Annotated in this window: 16 protein-coding genes and 1 tRNA gene; 16 read left to right on the top strand and 1 reads right to left on the bottom strand. The window is 70.3% G+C overall.

Features of this window, described 5'->3' with window-relative positions; all coding sequences use genetic code 11:
• The first annotated feature begins 5 nt into the window (after positions 1–5).
• The 16 genes from rplU to ACFVAE_RS01030 all read left to right on the top strand — a co-directional run bounded on the left by rplU (position 6) and on the right by ACFVAE_RS01030 (position 15,556).
• Positions 6–314 (top strand): 50S ribosomal protein L21, encoded by a 309-nt coding sequence (gene rplU / locus ACFVAE_RS00955; protein ID WP_378859151.1) that lies wholly within the window; start codon positions 6–8, stop codon positions 312–314.
• A 20-nt stretch (positions 315–334) separates the two neighbouring features.
• Positions 335–592, top strand: a complete 258-nt coding sequence (gene rpmA, locus ACFVAE_RS00960) for a 50S ribosomal protein L27 (RefSeq protein ID WP_116242932.1) — start codon at positions 335–337, stop codon at positions 590–592.
• Between the two features lie 70 nt (positions 593–662).
• Positions 663–2,180, top strand: coding sequence for a GTPase ObgE (gene obgE / locus ACFVAE_RS00965; protein ID WP_378887048.1), 1,518 nt, complete (start codon positions 663–665; stop codon positions 2,178–2,180).
• The gene (gene proB, locus ACFVAE_RS00970) at positions 2,177–2,968 is read left to right on the top strand and encodes a glutamate 5-kinase (protein ID WP_378887049.1); all 792 of its coding nucleotides are present in this window, start codon (positions 2,177–2,179) and stop codon (positions 2,966–2,968) included. Before obgE ends, proB begins: the two co-directional genes overlap by 4 nt.
• 95 nt (positions 2,969–3,063) lie before the next feature.
• Positions 3,064–4,329, top strand: a complete 1,266-nt coding sequence (locus ACFVAE_RS00975) for a glutamate-5-semialdehyde dehydrogenase (protein ID WP_378887050.1) — start codon at positions 3,064–3,066, stop codon at positions 4,327–4,329.
• Between the two features lie 61 nt (positions 4,330–4,390).
• Positions 4,391–4,615: a hypothetical protein gene (locus ACFVAE_RS00980; protein ID WP_378859147.1), complete on the top strand. Its 225-nt coding sequence runs from the start codon at positions 4,391–4,393 to the stop codon at positions 4,613–4,615.
• A gap of 13 nt (positions 4,616–4,628) precedes the next feature.
• Positions 4,629–5,231 carry a nicotinate-nucleotide adenylyltransferase gene (gene nadD, locus ACFVAE_RS00985; RefSeq protein WP_378887051.1) on the top strand — a complete coding sequence of 201 codons (603 nt, stop codon included), beginning with the start codon at positions 4,629–4,631 and terminating at the stop codon, positions 5,229–5,231.
• Positions 5,228–6,457: a hypothetical protein gene (locus tag ACFVAE_RS00990; protein ID WP_378887052.1), complete on the top strand. Its 1,230-nt coding sequence runs from the start codon at positions 5,228–5,230 to the stop codon at positions 6,455–6,457. Before nadD ends, ACFVAE_RS00990 begins: the two co-directional genes overlap by 4 nt.
• Before the next feature lie 26 nt (positions 6,458–6,483).
• Entirely contained in the window at positions 6,484–6,834 is a 351-nt protein-coding gene (rsfS, locus tag ACFVAE_RS00995; protein ID WP_378887053.1) for a ribosome silencing factor, read from the top strand.
• Positions 6,835–6,836: 2 nt separating this feature from the next.
• Complete coding sequence (locus ACFVAE_RS01000; RefSeq protein ID WP_378887054.1) at positions 6,837–7,526, top strand: SDR family oxidoreductase; 690 nt, start codon at positions 6,837–6,839, stop codon at positions 7,524–7,526.
• A gap of 94 nt (positions 7,527–7,620) precedes the next feature.
• Positions 7,621–7,696, top strand: a tRNA-Ala gene (locus tag ACFVAE_RS01005).
• Between the two features lie 56 nt (positions 7,697–7,752).
• A complete protein-coding gene (locus ACFVAE_RS01010; protein WP_378887055.1) occupies positions 7,753–8,403 on the top strand; it encodes a hypothetical protein in 651 nt (216 codons plus the stop codon).
• Positions 8,404–8,500: 97 nt separating this feature from the next.
• Entirely contained in the window at positions 8,501–9,964 is a 1,464-nt protein-coding gene (locus ACFVAE_RS01015; protein ID WP_378887056.1) for a DUF3375 domain-containing protein, read from the top strand.
• Entirely contained in the window at positions 9,961–10,656 is a 696-nt protein-coding gene (locus tag ACFVAE_RS01020; RefSeq protein WP_378887057.1) for a DUF4194 domain-containing protein, read from the top strand. The genes ACFVAE_RS01015 and ACFVAE_RS01020 overlap by 4 nt, the downstream gene beginning before the upstream one ends.
• Positions 10,653–14,027 (top strand): ATP-binding protein, encoded by a 3,375-nt coding sequence (locus tag ACFVAE_RS01025; protein WP_378887058.1) that lies wholly within the window; start codon positions 10,653–10,655, stop codon positions 14,025–14,027. Before ACFVAE_RS01020 ends, ACFVAE_RS01025 begins: the two co-directional genes overlap by 4 nt.
• A 5-nt stretch (positions 14,028–14,032) precedes the next feature.
• Complete coding sequence (locus ACFVAE_RS01030; protein WP_378887059.1) at positions 14,033–15,556, top strand: SulP family inorganic anion transporter; 1,524 nt, start codon at positions 14,033–14,035, stop codon at positions 15,554–15,556.
• A 55-nt stretch (positions 15,557–15,611) separates the two neighbouring features.
• Here the strand turns inward: ACFVAE_RS01030 and ACFVAE_RS01035 are convergent, their stop codons facing one another.
• On the bottom strand, positions 15,612–16,979 hold the full coding sequence (locus ACFVAE_RS01035) for an amidohydrolase (RefSeq protein ID WP_378887060.1): 1,368 nt from the start codon (positions 16,977–16,979) through the stop codon (positions 15,612–15,614).
• Positions 16,980–17,016 lie beyond the last annotated feature (37 nt).

Below are 17,016 nucleotides of genomic sequence, written 5' to 3' on the forward strand. Positions count from 1 at the left end.
ACGAAGTGGTTTACGCAGTTGTGCGCGCCGGTGGGCGGCAGGAGAAGGTCGAGGTCGGCACGATCGTTCAGCTCGACCGTGTTCAGGCTGCCCAGGGCGAGAAGATCGAGCTGCCCGCAGTGCTGCTCGTCGACGGCGCAGCGGTGACCACCGACGCCGACAAGCTGGCGAAGGTCAAGGTGACCGCTGAGGTCATCGGCAACCTGCGCGGCCCGAAGATCGTCATCCAGAAGTACAAGAACAAGACCGGTTACAAGAAGCGCCAGGGCCACCGTCAGGAGCTCACGCGCGTCAAGATCACCGGCATCAAGTAAGCACCAAGAGGAGCTGACAAATGGCACACAAAAAGGGTGCGAGCTCGACCCGCAACGGTCGTGACTCCAATGCACAGCGCCTCGGCGTGAAGCGCTTCGGCGGCCAGGCCGTCAACGCCGGCGAGATCATCGTCCGCCAGCGCGGCACGCACTTCCACCCCGGCGTCAACGTCGGCCGTGGTGGGGACGACACTCTGTTCGCCCTCGCCGCCGGTTCGGTGGAGTTCGGTGCGAAGGGCGGCCGCAAGGTCGTCAACATCGTCGCCGCTGCCGAGTAATCACAGCAGGCATTACGGACGGGGCGGGCTTCGGCTCGCCCCTTCCGCGTATTCAGGCAGAGGAGTCCTCATGGTCACGTTCGTCGACACCGTCACGCTGCACGTAAAGGGCGGCAAGGGCGGCAACGGCTGCGTGTCGGTGCGCCGCGAGAAGTTCAAGCCGCTCGCCGGCCCCGACGGCGCGAACGGCGGCGACGGTGGCGACGTCGTCCTGATCGCCGACCCGCAGACCACGACACTGCTGTCGTACCACCATGCCCCGCACCGCCACGGCGGCAACGGCGGCTTCGGCATGGGGGACATGCGCTCCGGCGCGGCGGGGGAGCACATGGAGCTCCCGGTGCCGGTCGGCACGGTCGTCAAGGACCCCTCCGGCGAGGTGCTGCACGACATGATCGTGCCGGGCGAGCGTTACGTCGTCGCCGAGGGCGGCCGTGGTGGCCTCGGCAACGCGGCCCTCGCCTCGCCTAAGCGCAAGGCACCCGGCTTCGCGCTGCTCGGCACCCCCGGCTACGAGGGCGACGTCATCCTCGAACTGAAGACCGTCGCCGATGTCGCACTGGTCGGCTACCCCTCCGCCGGCAAGTCCAGCCTGATCGCGGCGATCTCCGCCGCCCGGCCCAAGATCGCGGACTACCCGTTCACCACGCTGCACCCGAACCTCGGCGTCGTGCAGGCCGGCGAGAGCCGCTTCACGGTCGCCGACGTGCCCGGCCTGATCGAGGGCGCCAGCGAGGGCAAGGGCCTCGGACTGGAGTTCCTGCGCCACGTCGAGCGCTGCTCGGCTCTGCTGCACGTGCTCGACTGCGCCACTCTCGAGCCGGGTCGAGACCCGCTCAGCGACCTCGAGGTGATCCTGGCCGAGCTCGCCGCCTACGAGGTGCCCGAGGGGCAGATCCCGCTGCTGGAGCGTCCGCAGCTGGTCGCTCTGAACAAGGTCGACGTGCCCGAGGCCCGCGACCTGGCAGAGATGGTGCGCCCCGACCTCGAGGAGCGCGGCTTCCGCGTGTTCGAGATCTCCACGGTCTCGCACGAGGGCCTGCGGCCGCTGACCTTCGCGCTCGCCGACATCGTCGAGAAGCACCGCGCCGAGCAGGCGGTCGAGGTCCCCGCCGAGCGTATCGTCATCCGCCCGAAGGGCTCCGAGGCCGCGTTCCAGGTGCGCGTCGAGGGCGGCACCTACGGCAACCTGTACCGCATCATCGGCGAGAAGCCGTGGCGCTGGGTGCAGCAGACCGACTTCCAGAACGAGGAGGCCGTCGGCTACCTCGCGGACCGCCTCGAGCGCCTCGGCGTCGAGGATGCTCTGCTGAAGGCCGGCGCCACCGCCGGAGCGACGGTCGTCATCGGCGAAGGCGACGGCGTCGTCTTCGACTGGGAGCCGTCGATCGCCTCGACGGCGGAGCTGCTCACGACTCCGCGCGGCCTGGACGCCCGCCTCGACCCGAACACGCGCCGCACCACGAACGAGCGCCGCGAGCGCTATCACGAGCGGATGGACGCCAAGGCGGCCGCCCGCGCCGAGCTCGAGGCCGAGCGCATCGCCCTGAAGGACAACGCCGTACAGTCCGGCAGCGACGACGAATGACCGTCCGCACCCGCGACGGACTGGCCACGGCCGAGCGCATCGTCGTCAAGGTCGGCTCCTCGTCGATCAGCGGTGAGGCGGCCTGGCGCATCCCGATGCTCGTCGACGCTCTCGCAGCCGCGCACGCGCGCGGCGCGGAGATCGTACTGGTCTCGTCCGGTGCGATCGCGAGCGGCATCCCGTTCCTCTCCCTCGACGCCCGCCCGACCGACCTCGCCACCCAGCAGGCGGCGGCGGCCGTAGGGCAGAACATCCTGGTGTACCGCTACCAGGAGGCGCTGCGCCCGTTCGGGATCGTCGCCGGCCAGGTGCTGCTCACCACCGGCGACCTCGACAACCCCACCTCGCGCAGCAACGCGCGACGCGCGGTCGAGCGGATGCTGGGCCTGCGGGTGCTGCCGATCGTGAACGAGAACGACACCGTCGCGACCCAGGAGATCCGGTTCGGTGACAACGACCGCCTCGCGGCCCTCGTCGCTCAGCTGGTGCAGGCCGATGCGCTCGTGCTGCTCAGCGACATCGAGTCGCTGTACACGAAGCCCCCCACGGACCCGTCGGCCGAGCCGATCGACGTCATCGCAGCCGGGGCCGACCTCTCCGGACTGCAGTTCGGCGCCACCGTGGTGAACAGCGTGGGCACGGGGGGAGCCGCGACCAAGGTGTCGGCGGCGAGGCTCGCCGCGGCATCCGGCATCGGCGTGCTGGTGACCAGCGCGGACCTCGTGGCGCAGGCGCTGCAGGGCGACGAGATCGGCACCTGGTTCGAGCCCGCCGTCACCGGCTCCTGAGCGTCCTTCGTCTCGCTTCGCTCGCTCAGGACCCGGGGACGGAGAAGGGCGTCACACCGGCATCTGCGGCATCCGCCGCGTCCTAGACTGACCGGATGAGTGCCGACACCCTCACCGACACCGCGCAGGACCGTCTCGCGCGCGCGAAGGACGCCTCCCGCGAGGTCGCCCGGCTCACCAGTGCCGACAAGGCGCACATCCTGCATGCGATCGCCGACGCGATAGAGGCTCAGGCGGCGCGGATCATCGCCGCCAACGGCGAGGACATCACCCGTGGCGAGGAATCCGGGATCGGCGACGCCCTCATCGACCGGCTGCGCCTGGACGAGAGGCGTGTCGCGGCCCTGGCATCCGCCGTCCGTGACGTCGCCACCCTGCCCGATCCGATCGGGCAGGTCGTCGGCGGCCACCGGATGCCGAACGGCGTCGCGCTGGAGCAGGTGCGCGTGCCGTTCGGCGTGATCGGCGCGATCTACGAGGCCCGCCCGAACGTCACGGTCGACATCGCGGCGCTCGCGCTGCGCGCGGGCAACGCGGTCGTGCTGCGCGGCGGCAGCGCCGCTCGCAGCTCGAACACCGTGCTCGTCGAGGTCATGCGCGATGCGCTCGAAGCCGCGGGCGTGACACCGGAGGCGATCCAGACGGTCGACGACTTCGGTCGTGACGGTGCGAAGGCGCTCATGCACGGGCGCGGCTTCATCGACGTCCTCGTACCCCGCGGCTCCGCCGCGCTCATCCAGACGGTGGTCACCGAGTCGACCGTGCCGGTGATCGAGACCGGTGCCGGCGTGGTGCACATCGTGCTGGACAGCACGGCGCCGGAGGACTGGGCGCGCGACATCGTCGTCAACGCCAAGGTGCAGCGCCCCAGCGTGTGCAACGCCGTCGAGACGGTCCTGGTACTGAGGGACGCGGCGGATCGCCTGGTGCCCCTGGTCGTCGCCGCCCTCCAGGAGCAGGGCGTGACCGTGCACGGCGACGGTCCGGTCGCCGCCCTCGCCGCCGACGTCGTGCCGGCCACAGAGGAGGACTGGGCGACGGAGTACCTCAGCCTCGATGTCTCGATGCGCGTCGTCGACGATCTCGACAGCGCGCTGGAGCACATCCGGCAGTACAGCACCGGGCACACCGAGTCGATCATCACCACCGACGCCCGCAACGCCGAGCGGTTCCTCGCCGAGGTCGACTCGGCCGTCGTCATGGCGAACGCGTCGACTCGGTTCACCGACGGCGCGGAGTTCGGCTTCGGTGCCGAAGTCGGCATCTCCACGCAGAAGCTGCACACCAGGGGGCCGATGGGGCTGGCGGAGCTGACCAGCACGAAATGGCTGGCACGTGGGACAGGTCAGATCCGCGCCTGAGCACTAGACTGGGGTGGTCTTTCTCCCCGAGGTGGGGAACCCGGTCAGAAACGGAGTCACGATGAATCTCGTCGCACAGGTCGCGATGGCAGCAGCCGAGACGGAGCACCACGGCAATATCGCCGCAGAGACCGTCATCTTCGGCATCATCGCGGCGTGCGTGTTCGCCGCGCTCGCCCTCGTGACGCTCTCGTACAAGAACGTCGCGAACCGCCACTCGGCCAAGGCCGAGGCCTACGCGCAGCGCCACGGCAAGGATGGTCACAAGGCGGGGCACGGCCACTGAGGCCACCTTCCGCATGGAGACATCCACACGGCGCGCTCCGCGTATCGGAGTGATGGGCGGAACATTCGATCCGATCCATCATGGCCACCTTGTCGCGGCCAGCGAGGTCGCGCACTCGTTCGATCTGGACGAGGTGGTCTTCGTGCCGACCGGGCAGCCGTGGCAGAAGAAGGATGTCTCGCACAGCGAGCACCGATACCTGATGACCGTCATCGCGACGGCCTCAAACCCTGGTTTCACCGTCAGCAGGGTCGATATCGACCGCGACGGACCGACGTACACGATCGACACTCTGAAGGATCTCCAGCGCGAAAGACCTGATGCAGAGCTTTTTTTCATCACGGGCGCAGATGCCGTAGCGCAAATTCTCAGTTGGAGAGACCATGATGAGTTGTGGGACTTGGCTCATTTCGTCGCCGTCTCGCGCCCAGGGCACATCCTGAGCACGGACGGACTCCCGAGTGACGATGTGAGCCAGCTCGAGGTTCCGGCGCTGTCGATCTCGTCGACGGACTGCCGGGAACGGGTGCGCTCCGGCGAGCCCGTCTGGTACCTCGTTCCCGACGGAGTCGTCCAATACATCGCGAAGCATCATCTGTATCGGAGCAGGGCATGAGTACATCGGATCAGAACGGAGGGGCACCGCTGACGCGCAAGCAGATGCGGGAGCTCCGGCTGACCGGCTCGACGCCGGTCATCGAAGAGGTGGCCGTCGCGCCCGCGGCTCCCGCCGCGACCGTGGCGCCTGTGGCGACCGCGGCGCCTGTCGCGACCATCGCGCCTGTGGCGCCCGCGCCCGTGATGCCCCGCGCAGCGGATCCGGTGCCGCTGCCCCCTGCACCTGTTCCCGATGCCGCCGTCGATCTCGGCACGACGCCGCTGACCCGCCGTCAGGTCCGTGAGCAGGAGCGCATCCGCACGGCATCCGTTCCGGTGATCTCTTCGGTCCAGATGCAGAGTGATCCTGTCGTCGCGCAGGTGCCCGAGACCGTCAGCGTCGGCGGTGCTCCTGCAGCACCGGCACCCATCGCTCCGACGCCCATCGCCCCGATTCCGGTCGTGCCGGTGCGCGAGCCGCAGCCCGAGATGGTTTCCGACGTGCCGTTGTTCCCGGTGGCAGAGACCTCGGTCGCTCCCGTCCAGGCGCCCTCCCGGTCGGGAGACCAGGACGCACTGGCCGCGATGTTCGAGACGCCGGTCGCCAAGGCGCCGATCGCACCGGCCCCGATCGCGCCGTCTCCGATCGCGCCGACCCCGGTCCAGGAGTACGCGGAGCCCGCCGCGCCGGTGCAGAAGACCCCTCTCGTGGAGAGCGCGCCCGCGCCGCAGGCCGCGCCCGTCCAGGCGCCCCGTCCGCAGGTCAGTCCCGACTTCGGCCGCTCCGTCTCGGAGCAGGCATCCGAGATCCCGGCGTTCTCGGGCACGTTCGACGACATCGTCGGCGACTCCACGGGATCGCAGCACTCCGCGCCCAGCGCTCTCATCTACACCCAGCCGACCGAGGCCTCGCTCTCGGGCCCGGTGGCCGCGACGGGCGAGGTGCTCGTGACCGGCACCTACGAGCTGCCTCGCGGTCTCGGCTCGCAGGGGCACGCCGGCACCGCTGACGGCAAGGAGGTCGACGTCGTCCTGATCGACGGCGAGCTGCCGCCGACCTCGTCTCCGACGCCGATCGCCGCGAGTGCCGCGGTCAGCACGTCCAAGCCCGCCGGTGAGGTCATCCGACCCCCGGCGCCCGAAAAGGGCAACCGCCTGATGATGACTCTGGCGATCGTCGCCGGTGGCCTCGCGCTCCTGCTGGGAACCGCGCTGGTCATCGCCTTCAGTACGAATGTGTTTTGATGCAGGCTTTTGAGAACTCCGTCCAGATGCTGCAGGTCGCAGCCCAGGCTGCTGTCGACAAGGGCGGGGAGGACCTGGTCGCGCTCGACGTGTCGCAGCCGCTGCCGCTGGTCGACATCTTCCTGCTCGTCACCGGTAACAGCGAGCGCAACGTCGCCGCGATCGCCGACGAGGTCGAGGACCGCCTGCTCGAGGCCGGCCATCGGCGTGTGCGCCGCGAGGGCCGTGCCGAGTCGCGCTGGGTGCTGCTGGACTTCGGCGACCTGATCGTGCACGTGTTCCACTCCGAGGAGCGCGAGTACTACGGGCTGGAGCGGCTCTGGAAGGACTGCCCGACCGTGCCGGTCGGTGTCGCGGAGCCGGCCGAGCGCGCCTGACGATGGCGGTTCACCTCGTCACCGGCGCGGGCTCGGGCATCGGCGCGGCTCTCGCGCGGCGGCTGCTGCAGCGTGGCGACGAGCTCGTGCTGCTGGCACGGGATGCCGGACGAGCACGTCAGATCGCCGCGGAGTTCCCCGGCGCGTCGACGCTCGTCGGCGACCTCGCGCAGCCGGGCAGACTGTCGTGGGCGCTGTCGAAGCAGCCGATCCCGGAGCGGATCGACTCCGTCGTGCATGCGGCGGGCGTCGTGGACCTGGGGTCGGTCGCCGATCTGCCGGTCGCGCTCTGGGAGCACCAGCTCGCCGTGAATCTCATGGGTCCTGCCGAGCTCACCCGGCTGCTGCTGCCGGTGCTGCGCGTCTCGCGCGGGCAGATCGTGTTCGTGAACTCGGGCGCCGGGCTGAACGCCCACGCCGGATGGTCGGCCTATGCCGCCTCGAAGCACGGGCTGAAGGCTCTCGCTGATGCGCTCCGTGCCGAGGAGCGCCAGAACGGTGTCCGCGTCACTTCGGTGTATCCGGGGCGGACCGCGACGCCGATGCAGGAGCGGGTGCACCAGCAGGAGGGGCAGGAGTACCGTCCGGAGCGGTTCATCGATCCGGAGTCCGTCGTGACGAGCATCCTCACCGCTCTCGACCTTCCGCGCGACGCGGAGATCACCGACCTCACCGTGCGGCCGGGCGCGTGAGGGCGAAACACCCGGGATGCGAGCACGATTCGCGAACGCCCGGAATCGTGTTGTAAGCTGAACGGGTTGCCGCGGAGGAATCCACGGCGAAGATGGGCCTGTGGCGCAGCTGGTAGCGCACCTGCATGGCATGCAGGGGGTCAGGGGTTCGAGTCCCCTCAGGTCCACCAACGAAAGCCCCCGGTTCGCCGGGGGCTTTCTTCGTCCGGTGACGAAGGAGAGGCCGATGACCGACGCGGATTGGCCGGGCATTCTCGATCCGGATGCACTGAATCCGGAGCGCGTCGACGCTGCCGATCGCCTCGCGGACGCAGCGAAGGCCAACGACTGGCAGGCGGTGTTCGCTCTCTTGGACGTCCCGACCCGTGCAGACGTCAATCAGTGGCGGATCGGCGGGTCGTCCTGGTTCGCCCCGCTGCATCAGGCCGCCTTCCTCGGCGCGCCGGCCGGGGTGGTCGAGGATCTCCTGCGGCGTGGCGCGTGGCGCTCGCTCCGGAACGCCGACGGTGATCGCCCGATCGACCTCGCCGAGAAGAGGGGCCACCGTCATCTGCTCGACGCGCTCGCCGTGCACACGCCCGATGATCGCGAGCGGCGACGCTTCGCGGCGTGGGATCGGCACCTGCTCGCTCTGATCGCGGAGCGCATCGCGAGGCTCGATCCCGTGAGGTTCCGGCCGGTGCCGACGGAGGTCATCGCCCTCGAGCGGTTCGAGACACTGTGGTTCGGCTATCCCGGTATGTACGGAGGCTTCGGCATGTCGATCCACCGGGGCCGGGTCTTCGTGGAGAGCTGGTCGCGCGTGGTCGGCGGTTCCGGCCAGGCGCACGTCATCACCGAGGACGGATGCGTGCTGGTCGAGGAGGGGTTCGTGTGAGATCGTCGCGGCTGCGCCTCCGCACTAGGCTGGAGGATGCTGCTCTGCGCGGAACCATGCGGGATCGGCACGGTTTTCAGGGATCTTCGGGAGCAGCGTGACGGGTAGTCGAGCAGAGGTCGCCTATCTGCGCGCACTCGCGGCCTTCAAGACCCCGACCCTCGACCTGCTGCACGGCCGCTATGCGCCCTTCGTCGTCTCGGCGCTCAGCCTGATGTTCTCGGCGGACCGCCCGACCGTGGCGGTCGCCGACGCGCACGTCGAGGTGGGGGAGATGCTCGACCAGCTCCGTGCCGACGGCTACGAGGACGACCGCAGGCGCCTCCCGGCGGCATCCGGTCGTGAGGTGTGCCGGTACTGGGTGAAGGTCGGTTGGCTCGGCCAGCAGATCGACGGCGAGACCGAGGTGTACCGCCTCACTGCGCATGCCGTGCGCGCGCTGGAGATCGCGGATCTCACCGGCGGCGGCTCCCGCGTCTCCAACTCCCGCGTGCGGACCCTGCTCGAGGCCGTCGAGCGCCTCGCCGGCAACGCCGACGGCGACCCCGCACGCCGTCTGAAGCGACTGAAGGCCGAGCGCGATGCGCTCGACGCCCAGATCGAGGCGCTCGAGAACGGCCCCGCCGATCCCGTCCCCGACGACGAGTTGCTCGAAGAGGCCGAGAACGTCCTGCACCTCTCCCGCGGCCTGCCCGCCGACTTCACCCGCGTCGCGGAGTCGATCAAGGCGATGCAGCGCGATGTCATCCGCGACTTGCGTCGCGACGAGCGCCCGACCGGCGAGGTGTTGCGCGAGTACCTGCTGCGCGGACAGCAGGTCATGCAGTCCACTCGTGAGGGGCAGGCGTTCGCCGGCGCCCTGCGCCTGATCGGCGACCCGGAGCGCATCGACGAGCTCACCGAACAGCTGCACGGCCTGCTCTCGCGCCCCTTCGCCGAGATGCTGGACGCCACCCAACGCACCGAGCTCGACATGATCGGACGTCGCATGGAGCTCGGCGTGCAGGAGGTGCTCACCGCGCAGCGCCGCGCCTCGCACGTGATCGCGGGGCAGGTTCGCACCCACGACCCGGTCCGCGACCGTCAGGTCGACGAGCTGCTGCGCGACGTGATCTCGGGGTTGCAGGCCTGGACGCAGACGCGCACCCCGGAGACACCGGTGGAGCCGCTGCGCCGGCTGCCTGTCGCGAGCATCGGGCACCTGCGGCAGTCGCTCGGCGACATCCGCCCGCCCGGGGCACCCGCGGCGCTCGCGTCGCAGGGGCAGGACGTCGAGTTCCTCGACGCCGACACCCGCGCCTGGGGCGGTCCGCACTACGCCGAGCTCGAGGCCTACGTCGCCGGTCTCGGCGACACGTTCGACCTCGGTGAGGCCTTCGAGGGCGCCGCCGACATCACCCGCCGCCCGGTCGACCTGCTCGGCCTGCTCGAGATCGCGCACCGCGGCGCGCTCGAGAGCGGCGACGGAGTCTCGATCGTCGAGGCCGTGCGTCCCGACGGCACCGCGCGCCGGTTCGCCTTCGAGGCCGTGACCGCACACGCGAGGAAGGAATCGGAATGATCGAGGATGCCACGACAGGAGGCTTCATCGCCCCCGTCGCCATGGAGGACGACCTCGCCGAGCTGTTCCCCGGCGACCGCGGGGTGCTCGACCCCGAGGTGCGCCGCACGCTCGCGCTGATCCTGCACCGGAGGTTCCTTCTCGCCGAGCGCAACCGCACCGAGTGGCGCACCCTGCTCGACAACCAGACGGTGATCGAGTCGCGCCTGAACGACCTCTACATCCGGCTCGTCGTCGACCACGAGCACGGGCTGGCGTACAAGCAGCAGATCCGCATCGAGGAGCTCGACATCCCGATCCTGTTGCGCGACACGCCCTATACCCGCTCCGAGACCCTCGTGCTCGTGCACCTGCGCACCGTGTACGAGCGCGAGAGCGTCGCGGGCGAGGCCGCGCCCCGGATCGACATCGAGGACGTCGAGCAGACCGTGCTGAGCTACTTCACCGACGCCGACGGCGACATCTCGCGCCGCCAGAAGGCGGTGCGCGACGCGATGCGCAAGCTGTCGAACGACGGAATCATCAGTGAGGAGACCACCGGTCGCTACCGGATCGGCCCGCTGGTCGAGGTCGTGCTGAGCGCCGAGAAGCTCACCGAGCTGCGCGACTGGCTGCGCGAGACGGCCGCCGAGCGCCTGGCGGGATCGGATGCCGCGGACGCCGAGGAAGCCCTGGAGGACGTCAGCTCATGACCATGGTCGACACGCTCTTCGGTCTCATCCCTGAGGCCTCCCGCGGACAGCAGTGGGTCGCCGAGGACCTCCAGCTGGTGAACTGGGGCGGCTACGACGGCGGCCCGCATCGGGTGCGGTTCTCACCGGCGGCGACGCTGCTCTGCGGTGGCTCAGGCTCGGGCAAGTCCACTCTCATGGACGCGTACATCGCGCTGATGATGCCGCACACCACGCCCTTCAACGGCGCGTCGAACGGCGGCGTCACCGGCCGGCCGCGTGGCGACGAGCAGCGCAACGTGCTCTCCTACGGCCGCGGCAAGCTCGACGAGACCCGCACCGAGGAGGGCACCAAGGTGCAGGTGCTCCGCGGTGACGGCGAAGACACCTGGACCGCGATCGCCATGACGTGGCGCGACCACGACGACTCCCGGTTCACCGCCGTGCGCGCCTGGTACATCCCGGCCGGCGCTCGCGTCCTGGAGGACACCGTGCGCGTGCGCGCCACCGTCAACAGCGCCTTCGACCTCGCCGGCCTCGAGAAGGCCGCCGCGCAGCGGCTCACCGACGCATCCGTCCGCGCCGCCGGACTCGAGCCGGTCGGCACCGACCGCGAGTTCTCCGCTCGGCTGCACTCGGTGCTGGGCATCGGCGCCGCCGGTGCCGGAGCGAACGCGATGAGCCTGCTCGCCCGCATCCAGGCTGGCCAGCAGATCACCACCGTCGACGACCTCTACAAGCGCCTCGTGCTCGAGGAGCCCGAGACCATGCGCACCGCGGACGCCGTGGTGCAGCACTTCGACGAGCTGGAGAGCACCAAGCAGCGCATGCTGGTGGCGCGCCAGCAGGTCGCCGCTCTCGAGCCCATCCGCGACCTGCGCCGCCGCATCGACGGCGCCGCGGAGCGGATGCTGCTGATCGATGCGGTCGGCGTCTTCGACGACCCGTCCTCGATCGCCTCGCTGTGGAAGGCGGAGCGGCGGATGGACCTGCTCCGCGAGGTCGAGGACGAGCTGCGCGATCGCCGACGCGAGCTCGACGCGCAGGTGCGCGAGAAGCGCGTGCAGGCGGATGCCGCCGAGACCGAGCACGACGGCCTGCGCGACCTGCTGCGCGAGCGCGGCGGCGACCGGCTGGAGACCGCGCAGCGCGAGCTGCGCGGCGTGCAGCATCGCCTCGATGAGGCGCGCGCCCAGCGGGAGCGCCTCGACGACGACCTCCGGGTGCTCGGCTCCGAAGCCGGTGGCAGGGCGGAGTTCGAGAAGATCGTCGCCCGCGGTCGCGCGGTGCTCGCCGATGCGGATGCGAAGGGCAGGGCCCGCGAGGCCTGGGCCGAGGCGCGGCGCACCCGCGACGGACTGCGCAGCGAGCTCGCACAGCGCGAGCGCGCACTCGACGAGGCATCCGGTTTCGCCGGGAACATCCCCGCTGATCTCTACCGCTCGCGGGAGCTGCTCGCCGAGGCGGCAGGGCTCCAGCCGCACCAGCTGCCCTTCGTCGGTGAGCTGATCGAGGTGCGCACCGAGTACGAGCCGTGGCGGGAGGCCTTCAACCTGGCGCTCGGCGGCTTCGCCACCACCGTGCTGATCGACACGACCGACCTCGACCGGTTCCGCACCGCGATCGACGGCGTGCGCACGCCGCGCCGGCTCACCTACCAGGGCGTGCACACGGGGCTGCGGTCCAGCGGCGGGGGAGCGGAGGACCGCATGCCGGGCCGCCTCGACTACGCCGACACGGCGTTCACCGGCTGGTTGCAGGTGCGTCTCGCGGAGCGCTTCGACTTCGTCTGCGTGAACTCCGCGGCCGAGCTCGCTCGCCACGACCAGGCACTGACCATCACAGGGCAGATGTCCCGCGGAGATCAGGGCGCGCACGGCGGTCACGGCCGTGCGAACGTGCTGGGCTTCTCGAACCGCACCCGCCTGCGCGAGCTCGAGGCGGCGGTCACCGAGCTGCAGCCGACGCTCGAGCGTGCAGACGCCGAGGTGTCCGCCGCCGAGACCGCGCTCGACCGCTTCGACGCCGAGCGCGCCGCCTATGCGCGCATCGTCGACGTGGTCTGGGAGAGCGTCGACGTCGACGCACTGACCGCGGAACAGGAGCGCTGGCAGCGCATCGAGGCCGAGGTCGGCGAGGAGAACCCCGACATCGCAGGGATCGCCGCGCAGATCGAGAAGTCCAAGAGACTGCTCGTGCGCCTGCGCGAGGAGATCGGCGCCGCGACGGCCGAACGGCAGCAGGTCGAGGACCGATGGGCGCGGATCACCGACGACGTCGACGCCGGACAGGCGCTGATCGACGAGGCTGCTGCGGCGGACCGCACCGTGGAAGCCGAGCAGGCGCAGTACCTGGACGAGCGCTTCGCGACCCCGCCCTCCGCCAAGGCCGCGCCCTCGGTGCTGCTGGAGCGCTTCGACGGTGCACTGGGTACCGCGGGCACCAGGCTCACCGAGGACCGGGCCGCCGCCTTCGACGCGCATCATGAGCAGCGCGAGGCCATGCGGCGGCTGATGGCCGGGTTCCTGGAACGGTGGGACAACCCGAACCTGCTCGCAGACCCCGACCTCTACGTCGACGACTTCGAGAACATCCTCGACGCGCTCGAGACCAGCGGGCTGCACCGGCTGGAGAGCGAGTGGCGGGACAGCCTGGTGCACCTCTCCGGCAACGACCTCACGAATCTCGACTCCACACTCGGCCGCGCGCTACGGGAGATCCGCGAGCGGATCGAGCCGATCAACGGCATCATGCAGGACCTGCCGTTCTACGACGACCACCATCGCCTGCAGATCACCACACGGGAGAGCCAGTCCGAGGCGCGCAAGCGGTTCCGCCGCGACCTCCGCGAGGTCCGAGGTCTCATCGAGGCCGCGTCGACCGACCAGGAGCGCGAGCACGCCTACCGGCGGATGTCGCGCCTGATCGGCCACCTGCGGCGCTCCGCGCCCGACTTCGCCGACCTCATCGACGTGCGCAACCACGTGCGGGTGAGCGCGGAGCGGGTCACGGTCGACACGAAGCAGCACGTCGCGCTCTACGACCACATCGGCGAGAAGTCCGGCGGTGAGTCGCAGGAGCTCATCGCGTTCATCGTCGGCGCGGCTCTGCGCTACCAGCTCGGGGATGCCGGGGCCGAGCGCCCGCGGTACGCACCCGTGTTCATGGACGAGGCGCTGATCAAGGCCGATGCGCACTTCACCAAGCGCGCGATCGGCGCCTGGCGCGGCCTCGGCTTCCAGCTGGTCATCGGCGCCCCGAACGACAAGTACAGCGCCATCGAGCCGCACGTCGACGTCGAGTACGACATCCTCAAGGACACCCAGGGCCGCTCCTGGGCGCGGCTCAAGGTCGCATTGCCGGAGGAGCCCCAGACCCTCGCGCAGGTCTGATCAGCATGCCCCTCGCACCCTCAGCCCCGGCATCCGCCGCGTACCGGCTGCCCAACGGCCAGGTGCCGGCGCTCGCCGTGCTGCGGCATCCACGGCTGCTGAGCACCGAGGTGCTCGCAGGCATGGTGACCACGCTCGCGCTGATCCCCGAGGTCATCTCGTTCTCGCTCATCTCGGGCGTCGGGCCGGACGTGGCGCTGATCTCGTCGGTGACGCTGGCCATCGCGATGTCGTTCCTCGGCGGACGACCGGCGATGGTCTCGGCCGCGGCCGGATCCGTCGCACTGGTGATCGCGCCGATGGTCGCCGCGCACGGCACCGAGTACGTGCTGCCCACCGTCCTGCTCACCGGCATTCTCCAGGTTCTGTTCGGTGTGTTCGGTCTCGCGCGACTCGTCCGGTACATCCCGCGCTCTGTCATGATCGGGTTCGTGAACGCGCTCGGCGTGCTCATCTTCCTGGCGCAGGTCACGCACGTGATCGACGTGCCGTGGATGGTCTATCCGCTGTTCGCCGTGACGATCCTCATCGTCGTGCTGCTGCCGAAGCTCACCACCGCGGTGCCCGCGCCTCTGGTCGCGATCGTGGTCGTCACGGCCGCAGCGATGGTCTTCGGGCTGAACGTGCCGACCGTCGGAGACGAGGGCTCGGTGAGCGGCGGGCTGCCCGGCCTCACGCCGTGGACGGTGCCCTTCGACCTGACGACGCTGCAGATCATCCTGCCGACGGCCGTCGGCGCCGCCCTGGTCGGCCTCCTGGAGAGCCTGCTCACGGCGAAGCTCGTCGACGATCTCACCGACAGCCGCTCCTCGAAGTCCCGCGAGTCGTGGGGGCTCGGCGTCGCGAACATCCTGGCCGGATTCTGGGGCGGCGTCGCCGGCTGCGCGATGATCGGTCAGACGGTCGTGAACGTGCAGCTCGGCCGGGCGCGCAGCCGCGTCTCGACCGTTGTCGCCGGGCTGTTCCTGCTGCTGCTCGTGGCAGTGCTCTCCCCGGTGATGGCCGCGATCCCGATGGCCGCCCTCGCCGCCGTGATGATGGTCGTCGCGCTGCGCACGATCGACTGGCACAGCGTGCGTCCGTCGACCCTGAAGCGGATGCCGCTCTCGGAGACCGTCGTGATGCTCGTCACGGTCGCCGTCGTCGTCGCGACGGGCAACCTCGCGATCGGCGTGGGCGTCGGCGTGCTGCTGGCCCTCGTGCTGTTCGCCCGCCGGATCGCGCACGTGACCTCCGTCGAGCGGGAGCTCGCCGACGACGGGACCGTCGCGCACTACCGGGTGCTCGGTCCGCTCTTCTTCGCGTCGAGCAACGATCTGGTGGACCGGTTCTCGTACGTCGACGACCCGGAGCGCATCGTCATCGACTTCACCGCCTCGCACGTCTGGGACGCCTCCAGCGTCGCCGCTCTCGACGCGATCGAGACCAGGTACGCCGCACACGGCGCGACGGTCGAGCTGATCGGGCTGAACGCGCACAGTCGCGCCTTCCACGGCCGACTGACAGGCTCCCTCGACGGCTCGGCATGAGAGGGGGCGCCGGGCGCCGCAGCATCCGACGCCCCGATCCGGCGGGTGCGAAGACTCAGCCCACCATCTCGCCGTCCTTCGCGACGACCCTGCCACCGCGCAGGATGTAGTCGCGCTTCGGCTGGTCGATGACGACCTGCGGGATGTTCTCGCCGTCGATGATCATCATGTCGGCGGGGGAGCCGACCTCGAGCGTTGCGTGGGCGAGCCCCATCACGTCGGCGCCGCCTGTGGCGGCGAGGTCGAAGCCGCGCACGAGGTCCTCATCCACGCGGGCGCCGCTGACGAAGCCGAGGATCCAGGTGCGGTGCAGCATGTCGGCGTTGCCGTAGGGGCTCCAGTTGTCGCGAATGCCGTCCGAACCGAGGCCGACGGGGATGCCGAGCTCGCGCAGCCTCTTGAAGGGCAGCAGGCCGCTGCGCGGCGCGACGGTCGTCAGCGTGACGTTCAGATCCGCGATCTCCGCGGCCAGCTCGTCCTGCACCGCCTGCGACTGGCTGGGGATCGCGAACGCGTGGCTGATGTTGACCTGGCCGTCGGTGAGCCCGGCGGCACGGGTGCGGGCGAGGATGTCGCGCAGTGAGTGCAGACCCATCTCGCCGCTCTCGTGCAGATGGATGTCGATGCCCACGCCGTGCCTTGTGGCGATGCCGAACACCGCGTCCAGCTGCTGGGTCGCGAACTCGGCGCCGTCGAAGGCGGTCGGGTCGATGCCGCCGACGAAGTCGATCACGCCGTCGCGGGCGGCCCTGTCCAGCAAGTCGATGGTGCCGGGGGCGACCATGACGCCCTGCTGCGGGAACCCTACGATCTGCATGTCGAGGATGCCGCGGAGCTTCTCCTGCGCGGCGCGCATGCCCTCCACCTCGGACAGCCCGTACGCGGGTGCGACATCGCCGTGCGCGCGGACGCCGCGGGTGCCGGTGGCCACCGCGTGGCGCAGCAGGCCCAGCGCCCTTTCCGCGGTCGGCTTGCTGAGCCCCTTGGCGAACTCGATGTCGCCGGCGGCGACCTCCTTGGTGCCCGACGCCGGCTTCCGGCTCTGCCACTTCTCGCCCCAGCCGGTCTTGGCGGGGTGGATGTGCGCGTCGATGAGCGTGGGGAGGGCGAGACGGCCGCGGCCGTTGATCTCGAAGACGCGGGTGCCTCGGGGAACGCGGTCGACGAGCACGCCGTCGTGGCAGATCAGGTCGCGCGTCGCCCCGCCGAACGGCCTCACATTGCGGAGGACGACGACCTCGGCGTCCTTCGGTCCCTTGGAGTCGGAGCCGGGGCCGCTCGATGCGGCAGTGGCCGGCGCGGCGCCGAGCAGGCCGGCGCCCGCGGTGGCGACGGCGATCGCTGCGCCGCCCTGCAGCAGCTGCCGACGCGATGCCTTCATTTCCGTGGGGGCGCTCACGGGTTGGGGATCCGTGTTCTCCATCGTTCTCTCCTCATACTTCGTCGTGTGAAATGGTCGA

The sequence above is a fragment of the Microbacterium sp. NPDC057659 genome, assembly GCF_042799915.1.
In the GTDB taxonomy this organism is placed as follows: Bacteria; Actinomycetota; Actinomycetes; order Actinomycetales; family Microbacteriaceae; genus Microbacterium.

Bases quoted from the DNA above. Each gene is read 5' to 3' on its own strand.
- rsfS (WP_378887053.1), top strand. From the start codon at position 6,484: ATGCTGCAGGTCGCAGCCCAGGCTGCTGTCGACAAGGGCGGGGAGGAC.
- ACFVAE_RS01030 (WP_378887059.1), top strand. From the start codon at position 14,033: ATGCCCCTCGCACCCTCAGCCCCGGCATCCGCCGCGTACCGGCTGCCC.
- nadD (WP_378887051.1), top strand. From the start codon at position 4,629: ATGGAGACATCCACACGGCGCGCTCCGCGTATCGGAGTGATGGGCGGA.
- obgE (WP_378887048.1), top strand. From the start codon at position 663: ATGGTCACGTTCGTCGACACCGTCACGCTGCACGTAAAGGGCGGCAAG.
- ACFVAE_RS01010 (WP_378887055.1), top strand. From the start codon at position 7,753: ATGACCGACGCGGATTGGCCGGGCATTCTCGATCCGGATGCACTGAAT.
- rpmA (WP_116242932.1), top strand. From the start codon at position 335: ATGGCACACAAAAAGGGTGCGAGCTCGACCCGCAACGGTCGTGACTCC.
- proB (WP_378887049.1), top strand. From the start codon at position 2,177: ATGACCGTCCGCACCCGCGACGGACTGGCCACGGCCGAGCGCATCGTC.
- ACFVAE_RS00975 (WP_378887050.1), top strand. From the start codon at position 3,064: ATGAGTGCCGACACCCTCACCGACACCGCGCAGGACCGTCTCGCGCGC.
- ACFVAE_RS01020 (WP_378887057.1), top strand. From the start codon at position 9,961: ATGATCGAGGATGCCACGACAGGAGGCTTCATCGCCCCCGTCGCCATG.
- ACFVAE_RS00980 (WP_378859147.1), top strand. From the start codon at position 4,391: ATGAATCTCGTCGCACAGGTCGCGATGGCAGCAGCCGAGACGGAGCAC.
- ACFVAE_RS01025 (WP_378887058.1), top strand. From the start codon at position 10,653: ATGACCATGGTCGACACGCTCTTCGGTCTCATCCCTGAGGCCTCCCGC.
- ACFVAE_RS01000 (WP_378887054.1), top strand. From the start codon at position 6,837: ATGGCGGTTCACCTCGTCACCGGCGCGGGCTCGGGCATCGGCGCGGCT.
- ACFVAE_RS01035 (WP_378887060.1), bottom strand. From the start codon at position 16,979: ATGGAGAACACGGATCCCCAACCCGTGAGCGCCCCCACGGAAATGAAG.
- ACFVAE_RS00990 (WP_378887052.1), top strand. From the start codon at position 5,228: ATGAGTACATCGGATCAGAACGGAGGGGCACCGCTGACGCGCAAGCAG.